The organism is Amycolatopsis ultiminotia (assembly GCF_039536925.1).
Lineage (GTDB): Bacteria > Actinomycetota > Actinomycetes > Mycobacteriales > Pseudonocardiaceae > Amycolatopsis > Amycolatopsis ultiminotia.
In genome coordinates, this window is record NZ_BAAAZN010000003.1 from 550,625 (window position 1) to 573,938 (window position 23,314).

Annotated in this window: 21 protein-coding genes and 2 tRNA genes; 18 read left to right on the forward strand and 5 right to left on the reverse strand. The window is 68.8% G+C overall.

Translation table 11 applies throughout. The features are described from left to right. Position 1: 1 nt before the first annotated feature. The 4 genes from ABD793_RS10350 (at position 2) to ABD793_RS10365 (ending at position 3,510) form a co-directional block, all read left to right on the forward strand. The gene (locus tag ABD793_RS10350) at positions 2-1,711 is read left to right on the forward strand and encodes a phosphatidylglycerol lysyltransferase domain-containing protein (protein ID WP_344858018.1); all 1,710 of its coding nucleotides are present in this window, start codon (positions 2-4) and stop codon (positions 1,709-1,711) included. 66 nt (positions 1,712-1,777) lie between these two features. Further along, a tRNA-Ser gene (locus ABD793_RS10355) sits at positions 1,778-1,867 on the forward strand. Between the two features lie 41 nt (positions 1,868-1,908). Continuing rightward, positions 1,909-1,982, forward strand: a tRNA-Arg gene (locus tag ABD793_RS10360). A gap of 136 nt (positions 1,983-2,118) precedes the next feature. After that, positions 2,119-3,510 (forward strand): tyrosine-type recombinase/integrase, encoded by a 1,392-nt coding sequence (locus ABD793_RS10365; protein ID WP_344858020.1) that lies wholly within the window; start codon positions 2,119-2,121, stop codon positions 3,508-3,510. Between the two features lie 4 nt (positions 3,511-3,514). Here the strand turns inward: ABD793_RS10365 and ABD793_RS10370 are convergent, their stop codons facing one another. After that, positions 3,515-4,264 carry a protein phosphatase 2C domain-containing protein gene (locus ABD793_RS10370; protein WP_344858022.1) on the reverse strand — a complete coding sequence of 250 codons (750 nt, stop codon included), beginning with the start codon at positions 4,262-4,264 and terminating at the stop codon, positions 3,515-3,517. A 59-nt stretch (positions 4,265-4,323) separates the two neighbouring features. Then, positions 4,324-5,154, reverse strand: coding sequence for a sigma-70 family RNA polymerase sigma factor (locus ABD793_RS10375; protein ID WP_344858024.1), 831 nt, complete (start codon positions 5,152-5,154; stop codon positions 4,324-4,326). 214 nt (positions 5,155-5,368) lie between these two features. On the opposite strand from ABD793_RS10375, the gene ABD793_RS10380 reads away from it, so the two are divergent. From ABD793_RS10380 to mobF, 11 genes are all read left to right on the forward strand, one after another. Beyond that, a complete protein-coding gene (locus ABD793_RS10380) occupies positions 5,369-5,614 on the forward strand; it encodes a helix-turn-helix domain-containing protein (RefSeq protein ID WP_344858026.1) in 246 nt (81 codons plus the stop codon). Beyond that, positions 5,614-7,647, forward strand: a complete 2,034-nt coding sequence (locus tag ABD793_RS10385; RefSeq protein WP_344858029.1) for a TraM recognition domain-containing protein — start codon at positions 5,614-5,616, stop codon at positions 7,645-7,647. The genes ABD793_RS10380 and ABD793_RS10385 overlap by 1 nt, the downstream gene beginning before the upstream one ends. Continuing rightward, the gene (locus ABD793_RS10390; RefSeq protein ID WP_344858031.1) at positions 7,644-8,027 is read left to right on the forward strand and encodes an SsgA family sporulation/cell division regulator; all 384 of its coding nucleotides are present in this window, start codon (positions 7,644-7,646) and stop codon (positions 8,025-8,027) included. The genes ABD793_RS10385 and ABD793_RS10390 overlap by 4 nt, the downstream gene beginning before the upstream one ends. Beyond that, entirely contained in the window at positions 8,024-8,422 is a 399-nt protein-coding gene (locus ABD793_RS10395) for a hypothetical protein (RefSeq protein WP_344858033.1), read from the forward strand. Before ABD793_RS10390 ends, ABD793_RS10395 begins: the two co-directional genes overlap by 4 nt. Positions 8,423-8,514: 92 nt before the next feature. Beyond that, a complete protein-coding gene (locus tag ABD793_RS10400) occupies positions 8,515-8,721 on the forward strand; it encodes a hypothetical protein (RefSeq protein WP_344858035.1) in 207 nt (68 codons plus the stop codon). Continuing rightward, a complete protein-coding gene (locus tag ABD793_RS10405; protein ID WP_344858037.1) occupies positions 8,718-9,176 on the forward strand; it encodes a hypothetical protein in 459 nt (152 codons plus the stop codon). Before ABD793_RS10400 ends, ABD793_RS10405 begins: the two co-directional genes overlap by 4 nt. Beyond that, positions 9,173-9,436 carry a hypothetical protein gene (locus tag ABD793_RS10410; RefSeq protein WP_344858039.1) on the forward strand — a complete coding sequence of 88 codons (264 nt, stop codon included), beginning with the start codon at positions 9,173-9,175 and terminating at the stop codon, positions 9,434-9,436. The genes ABD793_RS10405 and ABD793_RS10410 overlap by 4 nt, the downstream gene beginning before the upstream one ends. Next, the gene (locus ABD793_RS10415) at positions 9,436-10,191 is read left to right on the forward strand and encodes a hypothetical protein (protein ID WP_344858041.1); all 756 of its coding nucleotides are present in this window, start codon (positions 9,436-9,438) and stop codon (positions 10,189-10,191) included. The genes ABD793_RS10410 and ABD793_RS10415 overlap by 1 nt, the downstream gene beginning before the upstream one ends. Positions 10,192-10,235: 44 nt before the next feature. Then, complete coding sequence (locus ABD793_RS10420; RefSeq protein WP_344858043.1) at positions 10,236-11,744, forward strand: hypothetical protein; 1,509 nt, start codon at positions 10,236-10,238, stop codon at positions 11,742-11,744. Continuing rightward, entirely contained in the window at positions 11,741-12,781 is a 1,041-nt protein-coding gene (locus tag ABD793_RS10425) for a DUF2637 domain-containing protein (RefSeq protein ID WP_344858045.1), read from the forward strand. The genes ABD793_RS10420 and ABD793_RS10425 overlap by 4 nt, the downstream gene beginning before the upstream one ends. 220 nt (positions 12,782-13,001) lie before the next feature. Beyond that, on the forward strand, positions 13,002-17,447 hold the full coding sequence (gene mobF, locus ABD793_RS10430; RefSeq protein WP_344858047.1) for a MobF family relaxase: 4,446 nt from the start codon (positions 13,002-13,004) through the stop codon (positions 17,445-17,447). A gap of 7 nt (positions 17,448-17,454) precedes the next feature. On the opposite strand, the gene ABD793_RS10435 is transcribed toward mobF, so the two are convergent. Beyond that, complete coding sequence (locus ABD793_RS10435; protein ID WP_344858048.1) at positions 17,455-17,868, reverse strand: hypothetical protein; 414 nt, start codon at positions 17,866-17,868, stop codon at positions 17,455-17,457. Between the two features lie 373 nt (positions 17,869-18,241). Here ABD793_RS10435 and ABD793_RS10440 point away from each other — a divergent pair, with 373 nt between their 5' ends. The 3 genes from ABD793_RS10440 to ABD793_RS10450 are packed head-to-tail and all read left to right on the forward strand — an operon-like array spanning position 18,242 to position 20,630. Further along, positions 18,242-18,805 (forward strand): hypothetical protein, encoded by a 564-nt coding sequence (locus ABD793_RS10440; protein ID WP_344858050.1) that lies wholly within the window; start codon positions 18,242-18,244, stop codon positions 18,803-18,805. Positions 18,806-18,828: 23 nt separating this feature from the next. After that, positions 18,829-19,068, forward strand: coding sequence for a hypothetical protein (locus ABD793_RS10445; RefSeq protein ID WP_344858052.1), 240 nt, complete (start codon positions 18,829-18,831; stop codon positions 19,066-19,068). Further along, on the forward strand, positions 19,065-20,630 hold the full coding sequence (locus ABD793_RS10450; protein WP_344858054.1) for a DNA cytosine methyltransferase: 1,566 nt from the start codon (positions 19,065-19,067) through the stop codon (positions 20,628-20,630). Before ABD793_RS10445 ends, ABD793_RS10450 begins: the two co-directional genes overlap by 4 nt. Before the next feature lie 959 nt (positions 20,631-21,589). On the opposite strand, the gene ABD793_RS10455 is transcribed toward ABD793_RS10450, so the two are convergent. Together ABD793_RS10455 and ABD793_RS10460 are read right to left on the reverse strand one after the other, a co-directional pair. Then, on the reverse strand, positions 21,590-22,210 hold the full coding sequence (locus ABD793_RS10455) for a GPR1/FUN34/YaaH family transporter (protein WP_344858057.1): 621 nt from the start codon (positions 22,208-22,210) through the stop codon (positions 21,590-21,592). A 501-nt stretch (positions 22,211-22,711) separates the two neighbouring features. Further along, positions 22,712-23,005 carry a hypothetical protein gene (locus ABD793_RS10460; protein ID WP_344858059.1) on the reverse strand — a complete coding sequence of 98 codons (294 nt, stop codon included), beginning with the start codon at positions 23,003-23,005 and terminating at the stop codon, positions 22,712-22,714. Positions 23,006-23,314 lie beyond the last annotated feature (309 nt).

Genomic DNA, 23,314 nt, shown 5'->3' on the forward strand with positions numbered 1-23,314 from the left:
CGTGGTGACGGGGACTCGCGCGCAGCACACCTGGCAGGTGGCGGGGGTCACGTCGGTCGTTGCGATCACCTGGGTGACCAGGTTGACCGGTCTGCTGACGCTGGTGAGCGTGGTGGTCCCGGTCGGGCACCGGATGCGCGGGCACCTGTCGGAGTGGCTGGAATTACCGCAGGAGGCCACCACCGCGGCCGCCGCGGTGGCGATCGTCACCGGGGTGGTGTTGATCATGCTCGCGGCCGGGCTGCGCCGGCGCAAACGCCGGGCATGGCAGCTCGCGGTGGCCTTCAGTGCGCTGCTGACGGTGTCGCACCTCGGGCTGCGGCACGTGGTCGGCGCCGGGCTGGTTTCGGTGATCCTGCTCGCGGGTCTGCTCGCCACACGGCCGTACTTCATCGCCCGCCCGGACCCGACGGTCGGGCGCTGGCGGGCGGCGCGGGTGTTCCTGCAGATGGTGCTGGCCGGGTTCGTGATCAACGTGGCGCTGCTGTCGGTGGCACCGGCGCGGATGCTTGAACCGCTTGCCTTCTCGCAGCGGCTCGAACAGTCGACGTTCGCGCTGGCCGGGGTGAGCGGGCCGGCGGTGTTCCACGAGGAGTGGCTGGACGACCTTTCCGCCACGCTCGGGCTGTTGTTCAGCATCGCAGGCGTGCTGCTGGCGACGTACTTCCTGCTGCGCTCGGCAGAGCCGGCCCCGGAGCTGAGTGACGAGGAGCTGGGGCGGCTGCACGCGCTGCTGAAGCAGCACGGTGACCGTGACTCGCTGGGGTATTTCGCGCTGCGCCGGGACAAGTTCGCGGTCTTCTCGAAGTCCGGCAAGGCGGCCGTGACGTTCCGGGTGATCGCCGGGGTCGCGCTGACCTCGGCCGACCCGCTCGGCGACCACGAGGCGTGGCCCGGCGCGATCGAGGAGTACCTGGAGATCTGCCGCCGCAACGCGTGGGTGCCTGCGGCGATGGGTGCGTCCGAGCTCGGCGCGACGGTGTGGGCGAGGTTCGGCCTGGAGGTGCTGGAGATCGGTGACGAGGCCGTCGTCGACACCCAGACCTTCACCCTCGACGGCCGCAGCATGCGCGGAGTGCGCCAAGCCGCGTCGCGCACCAAACGGGCCGGCTACAAGGTCCTGGTGCGGCATGCGGAGGATCTGCGCCCCGGCGAGCTGTCCGAACTGGCCGACCTGGCGGCCACTTGGCGCGGCACGGAGACCGAACGCGGTTTCTCCATGGCGCTGGGGCGGCTGGGCGATCCCGGTTCGATGATCGTCACCGCGGAGCAGGACGGACGGGTACGCGGCGTGTTGCAGTTCGTGCCGTGGGGCGAGAAGGGCCTGTCGCTGGACGTGATGCGCCGCGACCGCAGCGTGGACAACGGCGTGAACGAGCTGATGATCTCGGAGCTGCTGCTGCACTCGCGCGAGCACGGGATCGACCACGTGTCCCTCAACTTCGCCGCCTTCCGCGCCCTGATGGAGCAGGGCCAGCGGATCGGGGCGGGCCCGGTCGCCAGGCTGTCGGCGAAAGTGCTGCACTTCTTTTCCCGCTGGATCCAGATCGAAAGCCTCTACCGGTTCAACGCCAAGTTCCAGCCCCGGTGGGTCCCGCGCTACCTGGTGTACCCCGGCGTGGGTTCCCTGCCGAGAGTCGGCATCGCCACCTTCGAGGCCGAGGGGCTGGGCGGCCGTTCCCCCTGGATGCGCCGGCTGCTGCATCGTTGAGGGGGGTGCCTTCGTGCGAAGCCGCCGAGGTGTGTAACCTATCTGAGCAGTGGTCGTTCGGGCCCAGGAGGCTTCGCCTAGTCTGGTCTATGGCGCCGCACTGCTAATGCGGTTGGGGGTAACCCCCCCTCCCGGGTTCAAATCCCGGAGCCTCCGCTGGTACCTGTTCCGGCAGGTGCTAGGTTACAACTGAACACGCGCCCGTAGCTCAGCTGGATAGAGCATCTGACTACGGATCAGAAGGTCAGGGGTTCGAATCCCTTCGGGCGCACGTCTGGTCGAGACAGTAGGAAACCCCCTCTTAGCAGGGGGTTTCCTTTTTTTGCCTGCCCGCCCGCTCGCGGTTCAGGCTCACTCAGTTGATCTTGGTCCACAGTCTGGTCCACCAACGTTGCTACCGTGATCACATGGCGACCACGGGGGCGGGAGAAGGGGCACGGCAACGCGGAAGCATCCGCCGACACCGTGACAAGTTCCAGGTTCGGATTTCCGCCGGGAAGGACCCCGCAACCGGCGAACGGATCGTGCTGACCGACTCGGTGATCATCGAGCGGCCAGGCAACGAACGGTCCGAGCGGGCGGCGTGGAAGGAAGCAGAGAAGCTCCGCACGCGGCTACAGGGCGAAGCGGATTCCCTTAAGGTCGCGCGGACGAAGGCAACCTTCGGCGCACTCCTCGACCAGTGGCTGCCCCAGGCCGAGATCGACGCCACAACGCGGATGAACTACGAGTGGATGATCCGCGACCACATTCGCCCGGTGCTCGGTGACGTGCCGCTTGTGCTGTTGCTACGCGACGCATCCTCGCGGCTGGAGGCGTTCTACGCCGATCTCCGGCGTTGCCGGAAGCGGTGTGACGGGAAACCGTTCATCGAGCATCGTGTCGATGGTCCGCACCAATGCCGCACAGTGCGGCACCGTCGGCCCGCAGGCCGGCCACGGCCAGATTGGGCGACGTCGCACAACTGCGATTCCGCCGGGTGCGTGGTAACCGAATGCCAGCCGCACAAGTGCAACCCCTATGCGGCCTCTTCGGTTCGGTCGATGCACGCGATCATCAGCGGCGCGCTTAGCGCCGCCGTCCGCTGGAACCGCATCCCCTACAATCCAGCGCCAGCGGTGAAGTTGCCCGCGAAGCGCAAGCCGCAGCCGCGACCACCGTCCAGCGCGGACATGGCGCGGATTATCGAGGCTGCGCACGAGAACAGCCCGGAGTGGGGGACCTACGTCTGGCTGTCAGCTGTGACCGGAGCGCGCCGAGGCGAAGTCGTTGCGCTCCAATGGGAGGATATCGACATGGACGCCGCCGTGGTGATCCTGGATGAGAACTACGTTCGCGGGCCGGACGGCATGATTCTCAAGGATACGAAGACGCACCAGGGGCGACGGCTTTCCTTGGACCCGGAAACCGTGACCCTGCTTCGACAGCATCGGGAGGCCGCCATCGACCAGTTGGCTGGCCTGGGACTCGTTTTGACGGGCAAGACGTGGCTGTTCTCTGCCAAGCCCGATCTCAGCAAACCGCGGGATCCGAGCTCGCTCACACGTAAGTACGCGCGGCTCGCCGCAAAGCTTTCCATCGAGACGCAGCTCAAAGAGTTGCGGCACTACTCGGCGACGGAGCTCCTCACTTCTGGCACCGACCTCCGAACGGTCGCCGGCAGGCTGGGACATGGCGACGGCACGACAACGCTGCGACACTATGCGGCTTGGCGCGGTGCGGCAGACAGGGCTGCAGCCGAGGCGATCGGCAGCCGTATGCCTAAGCTTGTGCGACGTGCCGCGGCGAGTGTGGAATAGCGTCCTACAGGACGGCGCAAGCCAACGCTTTGTCGTCGCTGACCTTCGCTCGAGGGAGCAATCGACCGTCAGGATCAACCTCGTGTTCCCATCTCGCGCACTCTGCAAGCGTCCGTTCAAGCGTTGGCGCGGGCTGGCGGGCGAGTAATGCCCAGTTCGCAAGTCCTAAGTGGAGCATGGGTCCGTACGCGCCGTCCGTCGCGAGCACGGCCCAGGTGATGTCCTTTCTCGGCACCGTTCTCGTGTATCCGTGCCGGGCGGCGTCGGGGTCGGTTTCCGCGATCCAGTAGCCGCCGGGTCGGTTTCGACATTTGCGTTGCTCTCGCTGTAGTTCCGAGAGCAGCTCTCGATGCCTCGCGTCGTAACCGTGGCCCGCGGCGATGCGCTCGCGGTATGCCCGATGTTGGGTTATGCCAAGGTTTGCGAGCCGGAGGTCGATCAGCTCGATCGGCTCGCCATCATCGGCACCGTAGTAGATCGCACTGTCGCCCAAGCAAAATATGTCGACGCTGTCGTCGCGCTCCCGCAACAAGCTAACGGTGCTCGACGGTGCGTTCCCTGCCTTCAGATCCAGCTCGCGGGCGGTCTCCTCGATAGCCGCCGCGACCGACTCGGCCAGCGCGACCTCCGGCCCCTCCTTCAGGTTTGCACTGATTTCATTCGCCAGGTGGTTGACGTAAGTGCTGGTTGACACGTCGACGGGTTCGAAAGCGCTTGCGCCGTCAAGAACGAGCGCGATCTGGTCGTCAGCCACAACGCGGTCCTGGCTGCTTTCGGGTGCTGGCGTCTGCGCTACGGCTACCTGCACGGATGTCACCACCTATAGGGGCCGGCTACGAGTTCGCTCCCCGTGATCGTCGTATCACTGGTGAAGCTGCACTTAACGACCATGCTGAACGACACGTCGCCCTCGGACGTGAACAACTCCCGGACGTTCGTCTGCAAGTAGTGCAGGACACCGCTGGACCCGACCGCCGTGATGCCGGCGACGTGAATGATCACCCGGTCGTCCTGGCGATGGCGAGCGAAGTAGCCGAACTCTTCGTCCCGCGGTGGGGTGTCCAGCCGGGGGGAGAAGTATTTCACGCCCGAGTTGTGGTCGTCGATGCGCCAACGCTCGTCCTCGCGAGTGAAGCCGAGGTGCGTATCCGCAGCGAGAAGGCTTGCGCCGACCGGAGCTGACCGCGGCCCGCAAATGACAATCGCGTCGCCTACCGGCACGGATTCGAGGTCCGGCTCGATGTTGAACGGCTCAGCGGCTAGCGAAAGGCTGGCGAGGACTCCCTCAGCCTGAGTCTGGGCGGTCATGTCCGCAGCGTCCACGTAGGTTCGCATGCGGTGGTCCGTCCCGCGTCGGAGCGGCACACCGACTGCCACGGGGCCGACACCGAAGAAGGCACGTTCGCGTGCCGGTGCGCTGCCTCTGATCTGTGTGATCCGGCCCTTCGAGATGCCCAGCGCTGTGGCGATCTCCGTGTAGCTCATGTCCAGGTCGCGATGCGCCTCTTCGATGGCGGCTTTCCTCAGTCGCGACAGTTCTGTGGCTCGCTGCTGGTAGTGCGTCTGCAGCTCGGCGGCGCGGCGCGCGCGCCGCAACGGGTCTCTGTCGTCGCGTACCGCGTCGAAGTCGTCCGGATCCGCCATGGCGGTCAGTTTAGAGGGGGTTGACACCTCTCGCCTAGGGGGCCTACTCTGCCGTTTATCCCCCCTAAACAACTCAAAGCCAAACATACGCGGCCAAGGAGTTTAGGGGCTATAAACACCGCTTGGACGGTCCGGCGGTGAAGAGAAGGGCTTTCCGATGGGCAACGCGATGAGCGCGGGTGGGGCGGCAAGGATGTCGCTCTCACCTGCAGTTATGCGACCTGAACCGACGTTCTACAACGTGGAAGAGGCGGCAGGGGTGTTCCGCCTCGATCCGTCGACGATGTATCGACACCTGCGGTCCGGTCGATTCCCGGGCCTCAAGATCGGCGGCCGCTACGTCGTGCCGCGAGTCGTCGTCGAGCGGCTGCTCAACGACATCCTCGCCGCCGGCGGCTGCCTCGACATCTCCGAGTGGACCGCGCGCTGGAGCGAGCAGGCGGCTGGGGGTGTTGCGTGATGCGTACGTTCGGTGCCGTCGTGGTGGCGGGTGTGTTGATTTTTCTGGGTGCGGCGTTGGCTGGCTGGGATGTGAAGTTCGCGGTGGTGTGGCCGTGGTTTGTGGTCGCGGGTGCCGCGGTGTTGGTGTTCCGGTTGGTGGAGCTGGCGCGGGGCAACAGTGCGCGTTTGGTGATGGCGGCGGCTGGGTTGGTGGGTGTTGCGGTGTGGTTTGCGGTGACCGCGCCGGCCGAGACTCCGGGGTACGGCCTGTGGATGTGGGGCCTGGTCGGGGTGCCTGTGTTGGTGATCGCGGCCGGGGTCGGGATGCGCCGGCACGGTGGTTCGCGTGGCCTGATTGGGCGGTGGTCGCGGCGGTCGCGGCGGAATGAGGGTGTGGCGTCGCGGTGGCAGATCTTTTGGGTGGCGTCGCGGTTCGCGATGCGCCGGAAGGCGAAGGTGCTGTCCCCGAGCCTGCGGACGGTGTCGGCGCTGCGGCGGTGGCGGACCCCGGTGAGGGAGTACGCGACGCGGATCGCGCGGGTCGGTGGCCAGGGTGTGTGGTCGCCGGTGGAAGACGTCACGCTGCGGATGGGTGGTCCCCGCACGGGCAAGACTGGCGAGCTGGCGTGCCGGATCCTGGACGCGCCGGGCGCGGTGATCGCCACTTCCACCCGTACCGACCTGATCGATCTGACCGCGGGTGTGCGCCGCGGCGAGGGCCCGGTGTACGTGTTCAATCCTTCCGGTTTGGGCGGGCTTGAATCGACGATCAGTTTCGACCCGCTGGCGGGGTGTGAGAACCCGGTGATGGCGACCTACCGGGCCGGTGACCTGGTGCCCTCGGCGGAGGACGCGGAGCGGGAGCACTGGGGGTCGCTGGCGAGGCAGGCCCTCGCTGCGTTGCTGCACGCCGCCGCGCTGGGTGGGCTGGACATGGCCAAGGTGCAGGCGTGGGTCGCTGACCCCGAGGCAGCGGCGGACGAGGTGCTGCGGCTGCTGCGCCGCTCCAGCGAGCCGACGTTCGCGACCGCGGCGCAGCAGTTCCTGACCACCAATGAGCGGACCCGGTCGTCGATCACCACGACGATCATGCCCGCGCTGGGGTGGTTGACCGATCCGACGGCGAGGGCCGCGGCGGCCGGGGGCGGTTTCGATGTGGAGGCGTTGCTGGCCGAGTCCGGCACGGTGTACATGCTGGGTGCGGAGGAAGGGCACACGGCCCCGTTGGTGACGGCGTTGACCGCGCACATCGCCCGGGAAGCCCGGCGGATCGCGGCGCAGCGCCCGGGTGGCCGGCTGGACCCGGCGTTGACGCTGGCTCTTGATGAGGCGGCGCTGATCTGCCAGATCCCGCTGCACCTGTGGACTGCGGACATGGGTGGCCGCAACATCACCATTCACATCGGTGCCCAGTCCCGGGCGCAGCTGATCGCCCGGTGGGGCGCCACCGGTGCCGCGTCGATCATGACCAACAGCGCGACGGTGCTGATCCTCGGTGGCTCCCGCGACGAGAGCGACCTCAATGCCTACTCGCTGCTGACGTCGGATCGGGACGAGCGCGTCGAGAACGAGGACGCCGACGGGAAGGTGACCGGGCGCTCGCCGCGGAAGGTGCCGGTGCTTTCGCCCGGCCAGATTTCGCAGCTGCCGCCGAAAACCGCGGTGATCGTGCGCCGGGGCATGCCGGCTTCGGTCGGGAAGCTGCAGATGGCGTGGAAACGCCGCGATGTGAAGGCCGCTGCTCGTGCCGAGCGTCGTGCCCTCGCGGTGGAGCGGTGGATCCGGCGTCGGGACGAGTTCGCGATCCGGGTGGGTGCGTTCGTGGACGGGCTGGCCGACCGGATCGAGCCGTGGCTGACCCAGGTGGAGGAGTGGTTCACCGCTGGTGCCGAGGCGCGTCGTGAGGCCCGCCGGGCTGCTCGGACCGAGGTGCGGGTTCCGGTGCAGGACCGCACCGAGCCGGTGCACGCCGAGGTCGTGCGCCTCGACACCGTGCGCACCGACACCGTGCGCGGCGAGGCCGACGAGCAGGGGGAGGGGGAGCAGCGATGAACGCGATCACTGTGCCGCTGCCCGCGTTGCTGGAGTCCGGTCACACGACGCTGGCGGCCAGTTACCGCAGCGACGACCCTTACGCGGTCACGGTGGGGTTCGACGCGGTGCAGCCCGGTCTGGAATGGACGTTGTCGCGGGAACTGCTGGCCGATGCCCTGATCTACGGCCGCGCCGGTGTCGGGGATGTGACGCTCACCGCCCGCGGTGACCTGATCGTGCTGGGCCTGTCCTCGCCGTGCGGGTCGGCCGTGGTGGTGTTCCGCCGCGACGACGTCGCCGAGCTGGTGCACCGCACCCACGAGATGGTGCCGCCCGGCACCGAACACACCTGCCTGGACTGGTCCGACACCGCCGAGTTCCCGGGGGTGGCGCTGTGAACCCGATTTCCGATGAGTTGTTCGGCGAGGTGACTCCTGCCGTGCGGCGAAGGGGACAGCAACGCGCACATGCGGTCCTCGCCGCGGTGCTCGACCGGGCCAACGACGCGGACCTGCCGCCGGTGACCTGGACCCTCACCACGCGTGGTTCGGCCGTCGCCGACGTCGACACCGATGGATTGTCCCGCGAAGAGATCCGCGCTCGGTTCGCCGACTGGAAGCGGTTCCTTGATCTGGCCGAGCTGCCTTTTCCCGGTGAAGCCCTGACCATGCGTGCCGTTGGCGTAGTACCCGGACAGGCCGGTGACGCACTCCTTGTCGCCCTCACTGCGTGGCTCGACGACGCCGAACACGACGGCGCGGCCGGGTTCGATCCGGCCGTCGAGGAGTGCTGAGCCATGCCGGCACCGGAGGACCCGTGGGAGCTGCACGAGCACATCACCCGCGAACACGACCGTATCGCCCGTGAACGTCGGGAGGGGAAGCGATGAGCACCAGCACTGTGCCGCGGGTGTGGCTCGCGGCCGGCCTGGGGGCCTGCCCGGCGCCGACTGATGGGCCGACCGTGCGCGACGACCTGATGCGGCAGTGGTGTCCCGGCCCGGACGGCCGCTGGCACACCCGCGACGGACGGCATCACGCCGACTGGCGCGAACTGCACACCCGATTCGACCTCGTGGAGGTAACCCGATGAACACCGCGATCTACGCCGACACCGAGACCCTGGTCCAGGAGTTCCGGCAGCACGAGATGGGCAGCGACGGCTACACCGTCGACTTCCGCGGCATGCGGGTCGAGGCCGATGTGTCGGAGCTGAAGCCCTGGCTGGCCGGCTTTGGTAGCAGCGAATCCGCGGTGATCGAGCTGCACGCGACGATGCTGCGTTTCGCCACCAGCCACCTGGTGAACGTTCCGGCGGACATGACCGTGCCGGCGGCGGTCGTGTTCGCTCTGGCCCGCGCGATCCAGCATGCCGCTGCGGTCCGGCGGGCGGTGCCGGATGCTGTGGTGCTGCCCTGCGTGGCCCACGTGCTGGCCGCGGTCCACAGCCCCGCCTACCTGCCGGACCGCTCGCGGCACCTGGACATGGCGCGCTCCTGGGTGGCGCAAGTTCACCTGCTCGCCGGGGTCGGGGACGGTGCGCGATGACCACCGGGCAGAACGACCCGGCGGTGCAGCGGATCACGTTGTCCCGCAGCGCGATGCGGCAACTGGTGCGTGAGGCGCGCGCCCGCGGGTACGTCCGGGGACGCCGCGATGAACATCAGGACACCGTGCGGCGCCTCGCCGGGCGGACGGTCGGGGAAGTCGAGTTCGTCCAGGAAGCCATGGCACGCCAGGGCGAGACGTTCACCGTGATCTGGAACGTGCTGGGGGACCGACGAGCCAACGAGGGAGGCGACCGCTGATGAGCACGGAGAACACCCCGAACGGCGGCTCCGCGACCGGGCCGGAGGACACGATGCGGGCGGTCGCCGGGTTGGCTCGGGAGGTTGAGGGCTTGCGGATGGCGTTGGAGGCGGTGACGCCGTTGCCGGAGCAGGTCACGTCCCTGGCCGAGCAGGTGGAGCCGTTGCCTGCGCAGGTGACGAAGCTGGCGCGGGTGGTGAAGACCTTGGTGGATCAGGCCAGCCCGGACGACAGCGGCGGCAAGACGCGTCCGGTGTCGTGGCTGGATCTGCGCGACGGTGGGAACGCTGACGGTGATCCGGTCGGGGCGGCGCAGCAGGTGCTGGAGGATTTGTCGTTCTGGCTGGTGCGGGTGTTGCTGCGTTACCCGGATGCCGCCGCGGCGGTGCCGGAATGTTGGTGGTGGCACCCGGATGTGGTCGAGGAACTGGTGTGCCTGATGCGTACCTGGCTGGCGGCCTATGTGGACAAGGACGCCACCGTCGGGCGTGCGGCGGACTGGCACGACCGGTACCGGCCGGGTGCGGTGCGCCGGATCAGGTCGGCGACGGCGAACTGTTCGCTGGAGATGCACCAGGACAGCGGCGCGCTGCACCGGCCGGGTCCGATCGTGCCCGCGGGGTTGGCGTTGGCGCCGATCGCGGTGTGGTGGGGCAGTGACCGCACCGGCACCGCACCCGAACCCGACGCCGAGGTGGTCGCGGACGCTCGTGCCGCCGAGGCCGCGCACCGCCGCAGTGGGGGTGGCCGGTGATGGGCATTGTCGACAGGTTCCGCAGGCGTGCCCAGCGTCGGCGCGTGGAAGAGCAGTTCGTGGACGGTGTGCGCCAGCTCGCCGATACGGCGATCGGCCGGGTGTTGGAGCTGCGGGATCAGGGCCGCCCCGACCGGGTGGCGCTCGCGGAGGTTGAGCACCTGATGGGCCGGGACGCGCGCGATATCGCCGCGTCGTTCGTGGCGTCCCTGAATGCGGGCGCCGGCGTCGAACTGGCCCGGGGGCGCGCGATCGACAGCCGGAAAGCCCTGGGACTTGGTCACCTGGTGTCGCAGGTGGAGCCGGAACCGGGCAGCTGGATCGCGCGGAACCTCCCCTCCGGGGCGGCGACCGCGGCCGATGCTGCCGCACTGCGTGACTACCACACCGTCGGCGACGCGTTGCGCGAGTTCGATCGCCAGCTGGAGCGGTTCGGCCTCGATCTGGACAACGTGCACTACGCGGTGCGCAGCCAGTTCACGCGTGCCCGCGAGGAGGCACTGGGTGGCTGCACCGAGGCACGCGAGCGCGATCTGGCCGAGCAGGCGTTCGGGATGTATGAGCGATTGGTCAGCGACGGCGACGACCCGGACACGGCCCGGGGCAAGACCGCCGCATACCTCGCGACGGTCCACACACCCGGTACACGGGTCGAACCCGACGGGCACGTCCGGGAAGCGCAGCCAGGAGAACCCATCACCGTTCCCGAATCCGACGCGCTGCTTGACGAGCAGGTCGACGAAGCACCCGCCGCGGGTGTCGGCGAGGCCGACGTGAACGACGCCGGCTGGCGGTGGAACCCACCACCAGCGCCGGAAGTGCCGGAACGGGCACCGGAACCGGGCAGCTGGATCGCCCGCAACCTTGGCGCTGCTCCGCAGCAGTTCGACCGGCGGGCCGACGAGGATGACGACGACGGTCTTGCGCAGCATGAGGCGGAACTGCGTGCGGAACGCGAAGCCAACGCCGCGTGGTCGGCGCAGCTGGATATCGAGGTTGCGCAGCATGAGGCGGAACTGCGTGCAGAACGCGAAGCCAACGCCGCGTGGGTGGCGCAGCTGGATATCGAGCAGGTCCGTGAGGTCGTGCAGCAGGCCGAGGAGATCGACCGGCATCTCGCGGGCTGCAACCTCGACGTCGGCCAATGCGCAACCTGCAGCGCACAGGAACACGACGACGGATCGTTGCGGGATCTCGCCGCGGCGGCCCGAACCCGGCTCGTCGGCATGAACACCGGGCGGGTCGACACCCTGGGCGCCGAGGACACACACCAGCAGACCGACGACCACCGCGGCGAACGGGACACCGGCCATGGCACCGATGACGTGCTGGACCGGATCGACGAGGTGCTCGCCGACGAGCCCGATCCACCGCCACTGCGAGCCACGGTCGAGGACTGCGGACGCGCGGTCGCGCAGGCCGAGCAGGCAGTGCAGCAGGCCGAGGTCGAGCAGGAAGACAGCTGCCGGGCCGAGCGGTGCGCCCGATGGAACAGCGACGACCGGGTGTGCGCCGCGACCGACGTGACGAGTGACGAGTGGGGATCGCGATGAGCGGGGACGATGTGACGACACGGCGGGAGGAAGCCCGGGCGGACCGGGCTGCGGTCGCGGACCAGCGTCGGGCGGACAAGGCTGCAGAGCGTGCCGAGCAGCGTGAGGACCGCCGCCTGGAGTTCGAGCAGCAGCGGGCCGCGGAGATCGCCATGCGGCAGGCTCGTGAGGTGCGGACTGCTGCGCGGCAGGCGGCGCGAACCCGTTTCCTGAAAACTGCCGCGGCTGCGTCGCGCAAGCATGCACTGGATCTGCTGTTCGTGCCGGTGATCCTGGTTCCGGCGGTGCTGGCATGGTCGGCGATGGCCGCCTATGGGCAGCAGGTGTTCGGCCCGGTCGGGACATTGCTGCCGTTGTTCAGCGAGGCGGCGATGTGGGCGTTCGCGTTCGCGGTGACGCTCGCGACGGGCCGTGGTGAGCCGACCGGATGGTTGAAGGCCGGGGTGTGGGTGTTCGCCGCGGTCGCGGCCGGGCTGAACTTCCTGCACGGCTACTCGACCGGTCACCACTGGGACACCGGCGTGGTGATGGCGGTGGTGTCCATCGGCGGCGTCGTCGTCCACCAGTTGATCACCGCGCGGTCCCCGGTTCCGCACCCGAGGCCGGGCTCCGAGCCCGCCGACTCCCACCCGGCCGTTCAGCCGGAGCCCGTCCAGTCGACCACTCCGGAACCGCCGTACGTTCAACCGGGGCCTGTACAGCCTCCGGCGTTGAACCCGTCCAGTGGGCCGGAGGCGGCTGAACGTACAACGCCGGAGCCGGAATCCGTCCGGTCGAGCGAGCCGGGAGCCGAGGCGCCGTCGGAGGAAACCCCGGAGCGTCCAGCCGCGGCACCGTCGTCACCGAAGAAGGACCGGGCGCGTGCGGCGGCGCGCAGACACCAAGCCCACCACGGGCGCCTCCCGACCGTCGACGAACTGATGAACCTCGCCGGGGTCTCCCGCGGCACCGCCGGAACCGCCCTGCAGGACCTCCGCAACCAGCCCGCACCACTGCAGCTCATCACCGAACTCACCACCAACCAAGCCAACTCATGACCATCACAAGCCTCACCACCACAGCACTCACCACCAACACACTCACGAAGCCCATCACCCAGTCCCACAACTCACTACCCAGCTCAACACCAAAGCCAAAGAACGATGCACACCTATGCATCACGATCTGTCGGGCCGGTGCGCCCTGGCGGGCGCCCGGGACCGCACCACACTTTGTTGATCTTGAAAGTCGCTTATTGATCTTGTTCGGGGGTGCGGAATGCTGACGGTGTCGAACGGTTACTCGGTTAAGTACCTCACCGACGAGGTGGCGAAGGGGCGGGAGAACTACTACACGGACGCGGTGGCGGAGGGGGAGCCGCCGGGTCGTTGGTATGGCGCTGGGGCGGAAAAACTCGGCCTTATCGGGTTGGTCGATGAGCAGGACATGCGCGCGGTGTATGAGCAGTTCGTGGATCCGCGCGACGAGGCGTTCAGGGATCCGAAGCGGTGGGCCGGGGCGTCCACTCTCGGGCACACGGGCCGGAACTATCCAACGGCGGACGAGTTGTACGCCGCGGCGTTGGACGCCGAACCGGGCGCGACGGCTGAACGCCGGGAGGAACTTCGGTTGGAGGCGAACAAGTCCGCGCGGCAGAACGTGGCGTTTTTGGACGCGACGTTCAGCGTTCAGAAGTCGGTGACGGTGCTGCATACGGCGTTCGAGGCGCAGCAGGTTCAGGCTGAACGGACGGCACGGCGGCTGTCGGACACGCTGTCCGCGGCAGCCGGTTCCGGTGCGGACGCGGGCGAGTTGGCGGAGCTGGCGCACCAGCGCGACGACGCGATCGCGGCCGCGACTGCGTGGCGCGAGCATCGGGACGCGGTCGAGGACGCGATCTGGGCGGGGAACCGCGCGGCGCTGGATTACCTGTCCGAGCACGCCGGCTACTCGCGGGTCGGGCACCACGGGGGTGCCGCGGGCCGGTTTATCGACGCCCACGACCTCGTGGTGGCCTCGTTTTTCCAGCACGATTCGCGCAACCATGATCCGCAGCTGCATATTCACAACGCGATCCTCAACCGTGTCGAAGGTGCCGATGGGCAGTGGCGCACGATCGACGGCCGGGCCTTGTACGCCCACCGCGGCGCCGCGGCGGCGGTGGGGGAGCGCACCACCGAGGAACACCTCGCGACAGCGCTCGGCGTGCGCTTCGCCGCCCGCCCGGACGGTAAGTCCCGCGAGGTCGTGGGGATCGATCAGCAGGTGATGGACCTGTTTTCTTCGCGTCGGCGAGCGATCACGAAGAAGACCGCGACCCTGGTCGAGGCGTTCGAGGCGAAGTTCGGCCGCGAGCCGAACTCGCTGGAGCTGGACCGGTTGCAGCGCCAGGCCACGTTCGCGACCCGTAGGGCCAAGTCCCACGACGGGGAAACGACCGAGGCCCGGCTGGAACGCTGGGACCGGGAGTTGCGTGCAGAGGTCGCCGACGGGCTTGCCGGTGTCGCCCGTGACGTGCTGACGCTGTCGCGCGAGGCCCGGGAGGAGGCGACCTGGTCGCCGGAGGAGGTCCTCAAGACCGCGCTCGCCGATGTGCAGTCGACGAAAGCCGGGTGGACCGCGCCCGATCTGACCCGGGCGATCAGCGATGCCCTGCCCGATCAGCTTGGCGACCTGTCCGGCGCGGACGTGACCCGCTTGCTCGACACGTTGACCGCCGAGGGTGTGAAGCTGGCGACGCCGCTGCACGCGGCACGGCCGGGCACGGCGGTGCTGCCGGCCGAGCTGAAACTGGCCAACGGCCAGTCCGTCTACGAGGCGCCGGGCCGGAAGCTGTACGCGACACCGGAACATGTGCACACCGAGCGGGCGTTGGCCTCGGCTGCGGCGGGCGGCGGCGCGCCCGCACTGGACCACGCGGCCGTCGAGGCGTTCGTTGAGGCGCTCGCCGACGGCGGTGTGGTGCTCGGCGCTGATCAGGCCGCGGCAGTGCGTGGCGTGCTGTGCTCGGGTGCGGCGATGGAATCGCTGGTCGGCCCGGCCGGGACCGGCAAGTCCTTTGTGGTCGGCGCGCTGGCGAAAGCCTGGCAGGACCCCGAACTGTGGGACGGGACGCGCCGCGCCGTGGTCGGGCTCGCCTCCAGCCAGGTCGCCACCGACGTGCTGGCCGGTGAAGGCCTCACCGCCCGCAACATCGCCCGCTGGCTGGGCGCGCAGGACAAACTCGCCGAGGGCTCCACCCACCCCGACCACGCCGCATGGAAACTCGACCCCGGTGACCTGGTCGTCGTCGACGAGTCGGCGATGGCCAACACCGCCGACCTCGCCCGCATCCACCACCACGTGCAGCAGGCCGGGGCGAAACTGCTGCTGACCGGGGACCACCGGCAGCTGGCCGCGGTCGGCGCCGGTGGCGGCATGGAATTGATTGCCGACGCCGGCGCGGTCTACGAACTGACCGACGTACGCCGTTTCCGTGCCGAGTGGGAGCGCGCCGCGTCGCTGCGGCTGCGCGACGGCGACGCGAGCGTGCTGGGTGACTACCACAAGAACGGGCGCCTGCTGGATGCCGGAACCCGCGAGCAGGCCGAGACCAGCGCGGCGAAAGCCTGGCTCGGCGACACCCTCGCCGGGAAACGCTCCCTGCTGATCGTGGACACCAACGAGCAGGCCGCGCACCTGTGCGCAGAACTGCGCCGTGACCTCGTGCGCCTCGGCCAGGTCGCCGAGGACGGCGTGCCGCTGGGGATGCAGGGCACCTACGCCGGGATCGGGGACCTCGTGCAGGCCCGCCGCAACGGCTGGGACCTCGCCGGAGTCGAGGGCAACCGGGAAGTCCCGATCAACCGCAAGCAATACCGGGTCCTCGACACCCGCGACGACGGCGGGCTGGTCGTCGCCCCGGTCCTCGGCCGTGAAGACGGGATCGGTGAAGTACTGGGCGGGCGGATCGCTCTGCCCGCCGATTACGTCGGCGAACACGTGGTGCTCGGCTACGCCTCTACCGTCCACAGTGCACAAGGACTCACCGTGGACACCAGCCACGCAGTGGCGACGGAGAACACCGGACAGGAAGCCCTCTACGTCGGGCTCACCCGCGGCCGGGAGAACAACACCGCCCACGTCACCACCCTCGCCGTGCCCAAAGACGCCCCCGAGGGCGCGGCTCTCAAGGCGGTGAAACGCACCCCGTCGGCTGTCCTGGCGGGCGCGTTCGACGGTGCCGGGCCGCAGCGCTCCGCGCTCGCGGAGGCAGCCGAATCCGCTGCCGAGACCGATGCGATCCGTACCCCGGCCGAACTGCTCGCCGACGCGACCGAACTGGCCACCGCCGGGCGCACCGCCCGCTGGCTGGACGACCTCACCACCACCGGGACCCTGACCGCCGATCAGCGGGCCCGGATCGCCGCCGAGGACGGCGGGCCGACCCTCGCGCGGCTGCTGCGCCGTGCCGAACTGGCCGGGCACGACCCGCAGCAGGTGCTCGCTGACGCGATCACCGCCCGGTCGCTGTCCGGGTCGCGGCAGCTGACCAACGTCATCCACCACCGCATCACCGACACTGTTGCCCTCGACCCGGTCGGCGACAGCTACGCCGACTGGGTTCCGCGGGTCGAGGACCCGCAGTGGGCCGCGTATCTGGCGACGCTGGCCGACACCGCCGACCAGCGTCGCCACGAGCTCGGCCGGCAGCTGGCCGAGCATCCGCAGCAGTGGGCGCTTGAAGCGTTCGGCCCGGTGCCGGAACAGCCCGAGCAGCAGCACCGCTGGATCGAACGGGCCGGGACCGTCGCTGCGCACCGCGAACTGACCGCGCACGAGGACCCCGATACCGCGCTCGGGCCCGCGCCGAAGGCCGGGCAGGTCGAGACCTATGCGTCGTGGCGCTCCGCGTGGCGGGCGCTCGGACGCCCGGAATCCGGCCGCGACGAGCTGGAAATGAGTGACGGTCAGCTGCTGGTGCGGGTGCGCTCGTGGGAACGGGAGAAAGCATGGGGACCGGAATTCGTCGGGAACGAACTCGCCGGCACCCACGAAGCCGCCGCCGCTCGCCGCCGCGAGGCCGAGCTGCACCGCGCCGAGGCCAAGGCCACCACCAACCCCGAGGTCCGGGAACGGCTCCTGGCCGAGGCCGACGAGGCCGACGCGCTGGCCGAGATCCTCGGCCAGCGGACGGCGCAACTGCACGACGCCGACGAGGCACGGGCGGCGTGGTACGCCCACACCGCCGAAACCCGCGCCGCCGGTGACCGCGCACGGCTCGAACTGGCCGCACGCAACATCGCCGCCACACCACCGGAAACGGTCACCGCAGCGGAATGGCTCGACGTCCACCGCGAGCACGAGGCCGCCGAGGACAGCCACCGCGAGGTCACCGGCGAGCACGACCTCACCGACATCGTCGACCAGCGCACCGCCGACACCGCGTCGGTCGCCGACGCTCACGAGGAGGACACGATGCCCGAAACCGAGATCGATGACCTGCGCGACACCGCCGCGACAGAACCGGCCGCAGCGGATTCGGAGGAGGTCCGGGTGCCCTCCGCTGACGAAACAGCGGACACGATCGAGCGCGCGCAACGCGCCCTACGGGAGATCGAAACCCGCCAGGCAACCGAAACCCAGCACGCCGCCGAGGAGGCACAGGCGGCCGAGCTGCACCGCCGCCACACCGTCGACGCCGAGCAACAGCGCGCCGACGAGGCGGCAGACACGCTGCAGTGATGAACAGTCAGCCCTGGACGTGGGCGGGGACGTCGATCGGCGGGCAGCCGCTGCGACGCCACGCCCACGCCAGGGTCTGCACCACCGCCAGCAACCAGCCCGGCCGCTCAGACAGCCACGGAGCCACCGGACGACGGAACAACAACACCTCCGCCGCCAGAGACTCCGCCTCGATCGTCTCCTCGTGGGCCTGCCCGAACCGGTTCGTCACCGGCGCCTCGGCCAGGTACCACGGGCCCTGCGCCGGCCGGACCGTCGCGGTGGCCAGCCAGCGGCACGTCTGCACCACACCGAAATTCGCCCACGTGGGCTCCGCCTCATAGCGCTGCTCGGCGGCGAGCCACAGACGCGCGAACTCGACCACCGGCACACGCACATTCCCCTTCGGGATGCCATCGAAATCGTGCCCGGTCAACTCCATACCCCCAGAGTGACACGGCAGACCGACAAAAAGCACCAGCCCGAACGGTGCCAGCCACACGCACAACCGGTCGCCGCTACCGAAGCCGCCCTCTGCGGGCGGAACAAGGTCCGCGCAAGCGCGGCCTGTGTCTTCGAGCTTCGCAGCCCGGCTTAGCACGGCCCCACCTCACGATCAAGGGGTCCGAAAAACTTTTGAACCCACCAAAAGCGCGTGGCTTCAAAACTTTTTCGGCCTGATCCCTTGACCGCGAGCCTCCGGGGCCGTGCGTGGCGCCTCTAAGGGCGACGGGGTGAAGCCGTCGCCCGCCCTACGGGCAGCGAAGAAACCCACCCGACCCCAGCAACCCAGCACTCACGAACGGGAGATCACGATGACCAGCGACGACGCCACCACCCGCGACGCGATCGCCGACGCGGCCGTGCGCGAGATTGCCCAGACCTGCCGGATCGAGTACATCCCTGCGGCCACCCGCCACCCCGATGACCCCGACGCGATCATCCCCGCCGGCTGGTACCTGCACGCCGGGGAGAACTACCACGAAGGCGGCAGCCAGGTCGTGCTCCACATCGACGAAGCCTCCGACGACGAGGGCAACGACATTGCCGACCGGTTCGCGGCGTTCCTCGCGACAGCGCTGAAAACCGCTGCCCGCAACCCGATCGGCGATGAGAAAGACCCCGCCGAGTACGACGAGCCGTCCCGGACGTTGGAGCAGCAACTCGCCGACGCCCTCGGCGCGGTGTTCCCGACGGACCTGCACGAGATCGCCAGCTCCGAGGCGTACGGCGCGCTCAAGTACAAGACGCTGCAGCGTTGCCAGGACACCGGCGAAACCCCACGCCAGGTGCTCGACAGCATCAGCGCGCGCGACCGGGCGTTCGTGCCCGACGCCAACGACCCCGCCGCGTTCCTCGCCTCCCGCATCGACTCCTGACCGACCACAAAGGATGGATCACCATGGCCACCACCAACGGCAGCAGCATCCCATCGCCGGGAGGCGAGCTGCGAATGAACCTCGGCGATGCGGTACGGCGCATGACCGCACTCCGCCAGCAGTACTCGGACAACGCCGACCGGCTCGGGCTTGACCATGACCGAGGCGTCGTCACCGGCCTGGAGCTGGCACTGCACGCCTTGTACGTGTGGACCGACGGCCAGTTCGGCGCCAACTACGTCTCCACGGGCGGTGGGGCATGAGCACGCAGGCGAAAGCCCGTCGCGCTACCGCCCGGACCAGGACCGCTACGCATCGGCCCGCGGCTCGTCGTCGCCGATTCCGTCATGACGATCTGGTCGCGGTCGATCTGTTTTCCGGGTTCGGGGGACTGACGCAGGGGATCAAGCAGGCCGGGTTCACCACGATCATGGCCGCGAACCACAACTCGTACAAGGTCGAGGTGCACGAGGCCAACCATCCCGACGCTGAGCACTGGATCGCCGACCTGGTCGACCCGGACTCGGCCGACTACCACTCCGCCCGTGACTTGCCTGCCGCGGATCTGCTGGTCGCCGGGGTGTCGTGCGTCAACCATTCCCAGGCCAACACGCAGAAGGCCTATGAGCAGGGCCTGTCGCTGTTCGACCTCGACGACCCGGACTTCGACGCCCGTGTCACCCGCTCCGAGCGGGACCGGGCGACCGCGAACTGCGTGCTGCACTACGCCGCCCGCCACCACCCGCGGCTGATCCTCATCGAGTGCACCACCGAACTCACCTCCTGGGGACCGGCGCTGCCCGGCCGTCCGAAGGTCGGCGACGGCACGACGTTCAAGTGGTGGCTCAAGCAGTTCACGAACCTCGGCTACCGGCACCGGGTGTTGTATCTGAACTCGATGTTCTTCGGGGTGCCGCAGTCCCGCGACCGCCTCTACATCGCCTTCTGGGACCGGCACTTGCCGACCCCGGACCTCGCCCACCGGCCCGAGGCTCGTTGCCCGCGCTGCGACCGTGCCGTGCAGGCCGTGTGGAGCTGGAAGACCGGGGTCCCCGCCTCGGGATCGGTGCGCTACGGCACGCAGTACCACTACACCTGCCCGTCCTGCCGGGGGCCGGTCGTGCCGCCGATGACGCCGTCGCTGGCCGCGCTCGACCTGAGCAACCTCGGTACCCGCATCGGGGACAAGCCGATCAAGAAGCAGCGCGACGGCAGCATCGGGCCGCTCGCGGCGGCGACGATGGCACGCGCCGAACGCTGCCGCCGCCGGTTCGCCGAGTTCCCCGCGGTGCTCATGCCCGCGAAAGCCGTGCACGGCACCGAGAAACACCTGTGGCAGCCGTTGGCGACCCAGACCAGCCAGCAGGAAACCGCGATCCTCACCACCGGCACCGTGCTGGCCGCGCACCGGATCGTCTCGGCCGGGATCGTGCCCTTCCGACAGAACACCATCCCCACCGTGCACGCCGAAGCGATGCCGACCGTGACCTCCGACCAGATCCCCGGCCTGCTCACCGCCACCGGCGCGCCTCAGCCGGCCGCGGCGTGGCAGACGATGCTGGCCGAGATTCCGTTGCTGGACTGCTTCTTCCGGATGATGAGCGCCCCTGAGATCGGGGTCGGGTGTGGATTCGACGTCACCCGACCCGGACACCCTGGCAGCTTCCAGGTGTGGGGCTCGGCCCGTGACCAGACCGACGGGTTCGGCAACGCCGTCTCCCCAGCCGTCGGCGCCTGGATCGGGCAACGCCTGCGCGCCATCCTCACCGCCCCCGAAGCCATCACCCACCAAGGACGAACAGCAGCGGAAGGAGGTGAGCAGTGATGCGTGAACGATTGCGCACCATGATCCGGACCGCCGCATTCCTCAACGTGTGCGCCGAGGGTTGCTACAAGCACTACGTCAAAGGCATGGGCTGGGTCTGCTGCAAGTGCGGCAACTGAACCCACGATCGAAGGGTGCGGGGCCAGCGGCTATCTGGCCCCGCACCCGCGCCCAGCGTACGGCCCTGCCGTTCGACTACGGCCGCTGGATCACCTCGAACGGGGCTTTTTCGAAAAACGGATATCTTCTTCATTGCGTGCGCGCTCCATCTGGGGATGCTGCCTTGAATCGAACGTGTGTTCTACTCTTCTGGTGTGCCGGGGCGAGTGGGGGAAGCACTCGCCCCGGCCTCGTCATCAGGAGGAGCGCGTCATGGTCACCAAGTACGAGCGGCAACTGGAGCGCGCCGCGGTTGCGCAGCGCGCACAGGCAGGCAACGCCGGCGCGACACGGGGTCCACCAACTCAATGTCGGTGATCTTGGTCCACAACCTGGTCCACGAACTGTTGCCCACCGATGCCGAATACGCCCAGTTTCGCGCAACTGCTGCCTACCGTGACCAGGCGCTCCGGCCATCCCCACACCAGCGTCCGAACTACGGATCAGAAGGTCAGGGGTTCGAATCCCTTCGGGCGCACGTCTGGTCGAGACAGTAAAAGCAGGTCAGGGGCCTTGTTTCTCTTGGGAGACAGGGTCCCTGCTTGTGTCTTGCGGGGAAATCATCTCACCATTTGTCACGTACGCTTGTACTGTTGGCTCACGCTGAGGTCCCCTCGTCGCGTCGGTTGGGGCTTGCTCGGTGGTTGCTTGTACCTGGGGTTCGGGTTGTAGTGCCTCGGGGGATGGCGGACGGTGGCGGCGGTGTTGTGGCGCTGCAGATACAGAAAACCCCCTGTTGCCAGGGGGTTTTCTGCTGTTCGGCGGTGGGGCGTGTTGGTCGGAGCGCTGGGCTTGGGGGGTCAGTTCAGTACCGGGCGGCCCAGCGGCAACGGCTTGCCGCCGGTTGCGGCGGATGTTGCGCTGACGAACAGGTAGACCCCGACTGCGGTGAAGGCGAACGTGACGTACCCGCCGGCGGTGGTGGCGCCGGTGGAGCCGCCCACGGTGCCGTACAGGACCAGGGCGAGTGCGATGTCGATCAACACGAACAGCACCGTGAAGGCAGCGGGCAGTCGCAGCGTGGTCAGCGTCAGCAGGACGATCGTGACCAGCCAGGCGATCAGGAACAGGCCCTGCGTCGAGATCGCCGCGTCGCCGACGCCGAACCAGTTGTGGGTGAGGCCGAGCACGAGCACCGCGTAGCTGATCCAGAATCCGGCGAAGATGCCGAACACGGAGGCGACGGCGTTCTGGCCGAGCGACGCCGCCCATATCGCGGCGATGAGCTGGCCAAGGCCGGTCGCGGGCAGGATGATCGCAATCGACGCGCCGACGGCGTCGGCCGGGACGTACCCGGTCAGCACCAGGCCGAGCGCGATCGCGCCGACGATGAAGGTGGGCACGCCGATCAGGGCCGGGTCGCCCTCCGGTGTGGTTCGGACGGGGGCCTCGGTGGCTTCGGTGGCTACGGCAGTGGTCATCGTGTACTCCTCGTTGAGCTGCGAATGATCCTCGAGTGCGGTCGGGCTGGGCGGCGGCCCGGGATCGGCCGGTCGCCATGGAAGCGGGAGACGCGGTGGCACCACCCGCTTTCCACACCGAGCCCGGTCACCGGTGCCTGGTCGAGACGGCGGACCTTGCCGTCGCCCGTGTCGCGAACCTCCTCGAGCTGCGACGTGAGGACCACCTGCGACCGAGCGGGCCGCGTTGGGCGAGGTATTCGGCGGCAACATCGTTGCCGTGGTCACGATCGACTGTCTCGCCGGGATGTTTTCCCTGAAGGGAGATAGTCGCCTGAACAAATCCGAGATTTCGGGCGAGGCCCATCGGTCATCGACACCTGACCGGCGGACCACACCGGGGCCGGTTCTCCTTTCGTCACCGGGTTTCCTCGCCCGTTGACGCACGCGATCGTGACAGGCCCTCGCGATCACCTGTGCACAGTTGTGCTCAACGGGGTGGCCGGTGCAACCCGCGACCGGTCATCTGGCCCTTGGCCACATTCCGGACAGCTCCGGATTGTCGTCGTCAATCAGTCGGTGTGCCAAGGCGATCGCTTCCTTGGGGTCGATCTGGTCGAAGTCCGGAGAACCCTCGGCGAGACCCTCGAAGACGGTTGCCAGCTCTTCTGCCGCGGCTGGGGACAGGCCGGCGTCTCGGGTGCACCGCACGTAGCGCAATCGCAGCACGCCCGCGGCCTGCAGCAGCAAGGCGCAGTAGGTGTCGTGTGCCGCTGCTGCCCGGTTGGACCGAGCACCTGACTTTTGGTCTTGCACGCCGAATCCCTTCTCTCTTCGAGTCTCCCGACGCGGCTCACCGGATTCTCATGAGCCACCACACTTTTTCCGTCCAGTGGTGGCCGGACGACTGGTCCGGCGTCGCGCTCACTTGCCGCGGCCAGGTCCGGAACACCACTGGATTGTTCGGTCAGCGCCGGGTTTGTGTGTGGTCAGGCAGTGGCGCGCTTTTTGAGTTCTTTGGCTGCGGCGGCGGGGTCGGTGGCGTTGTAGATGGCGCCGCCGGCGACGGCGACGGTCGCGCCGGCCTCACGCACCGAGCCGATGGTGTCGATCTTCACGCCACCG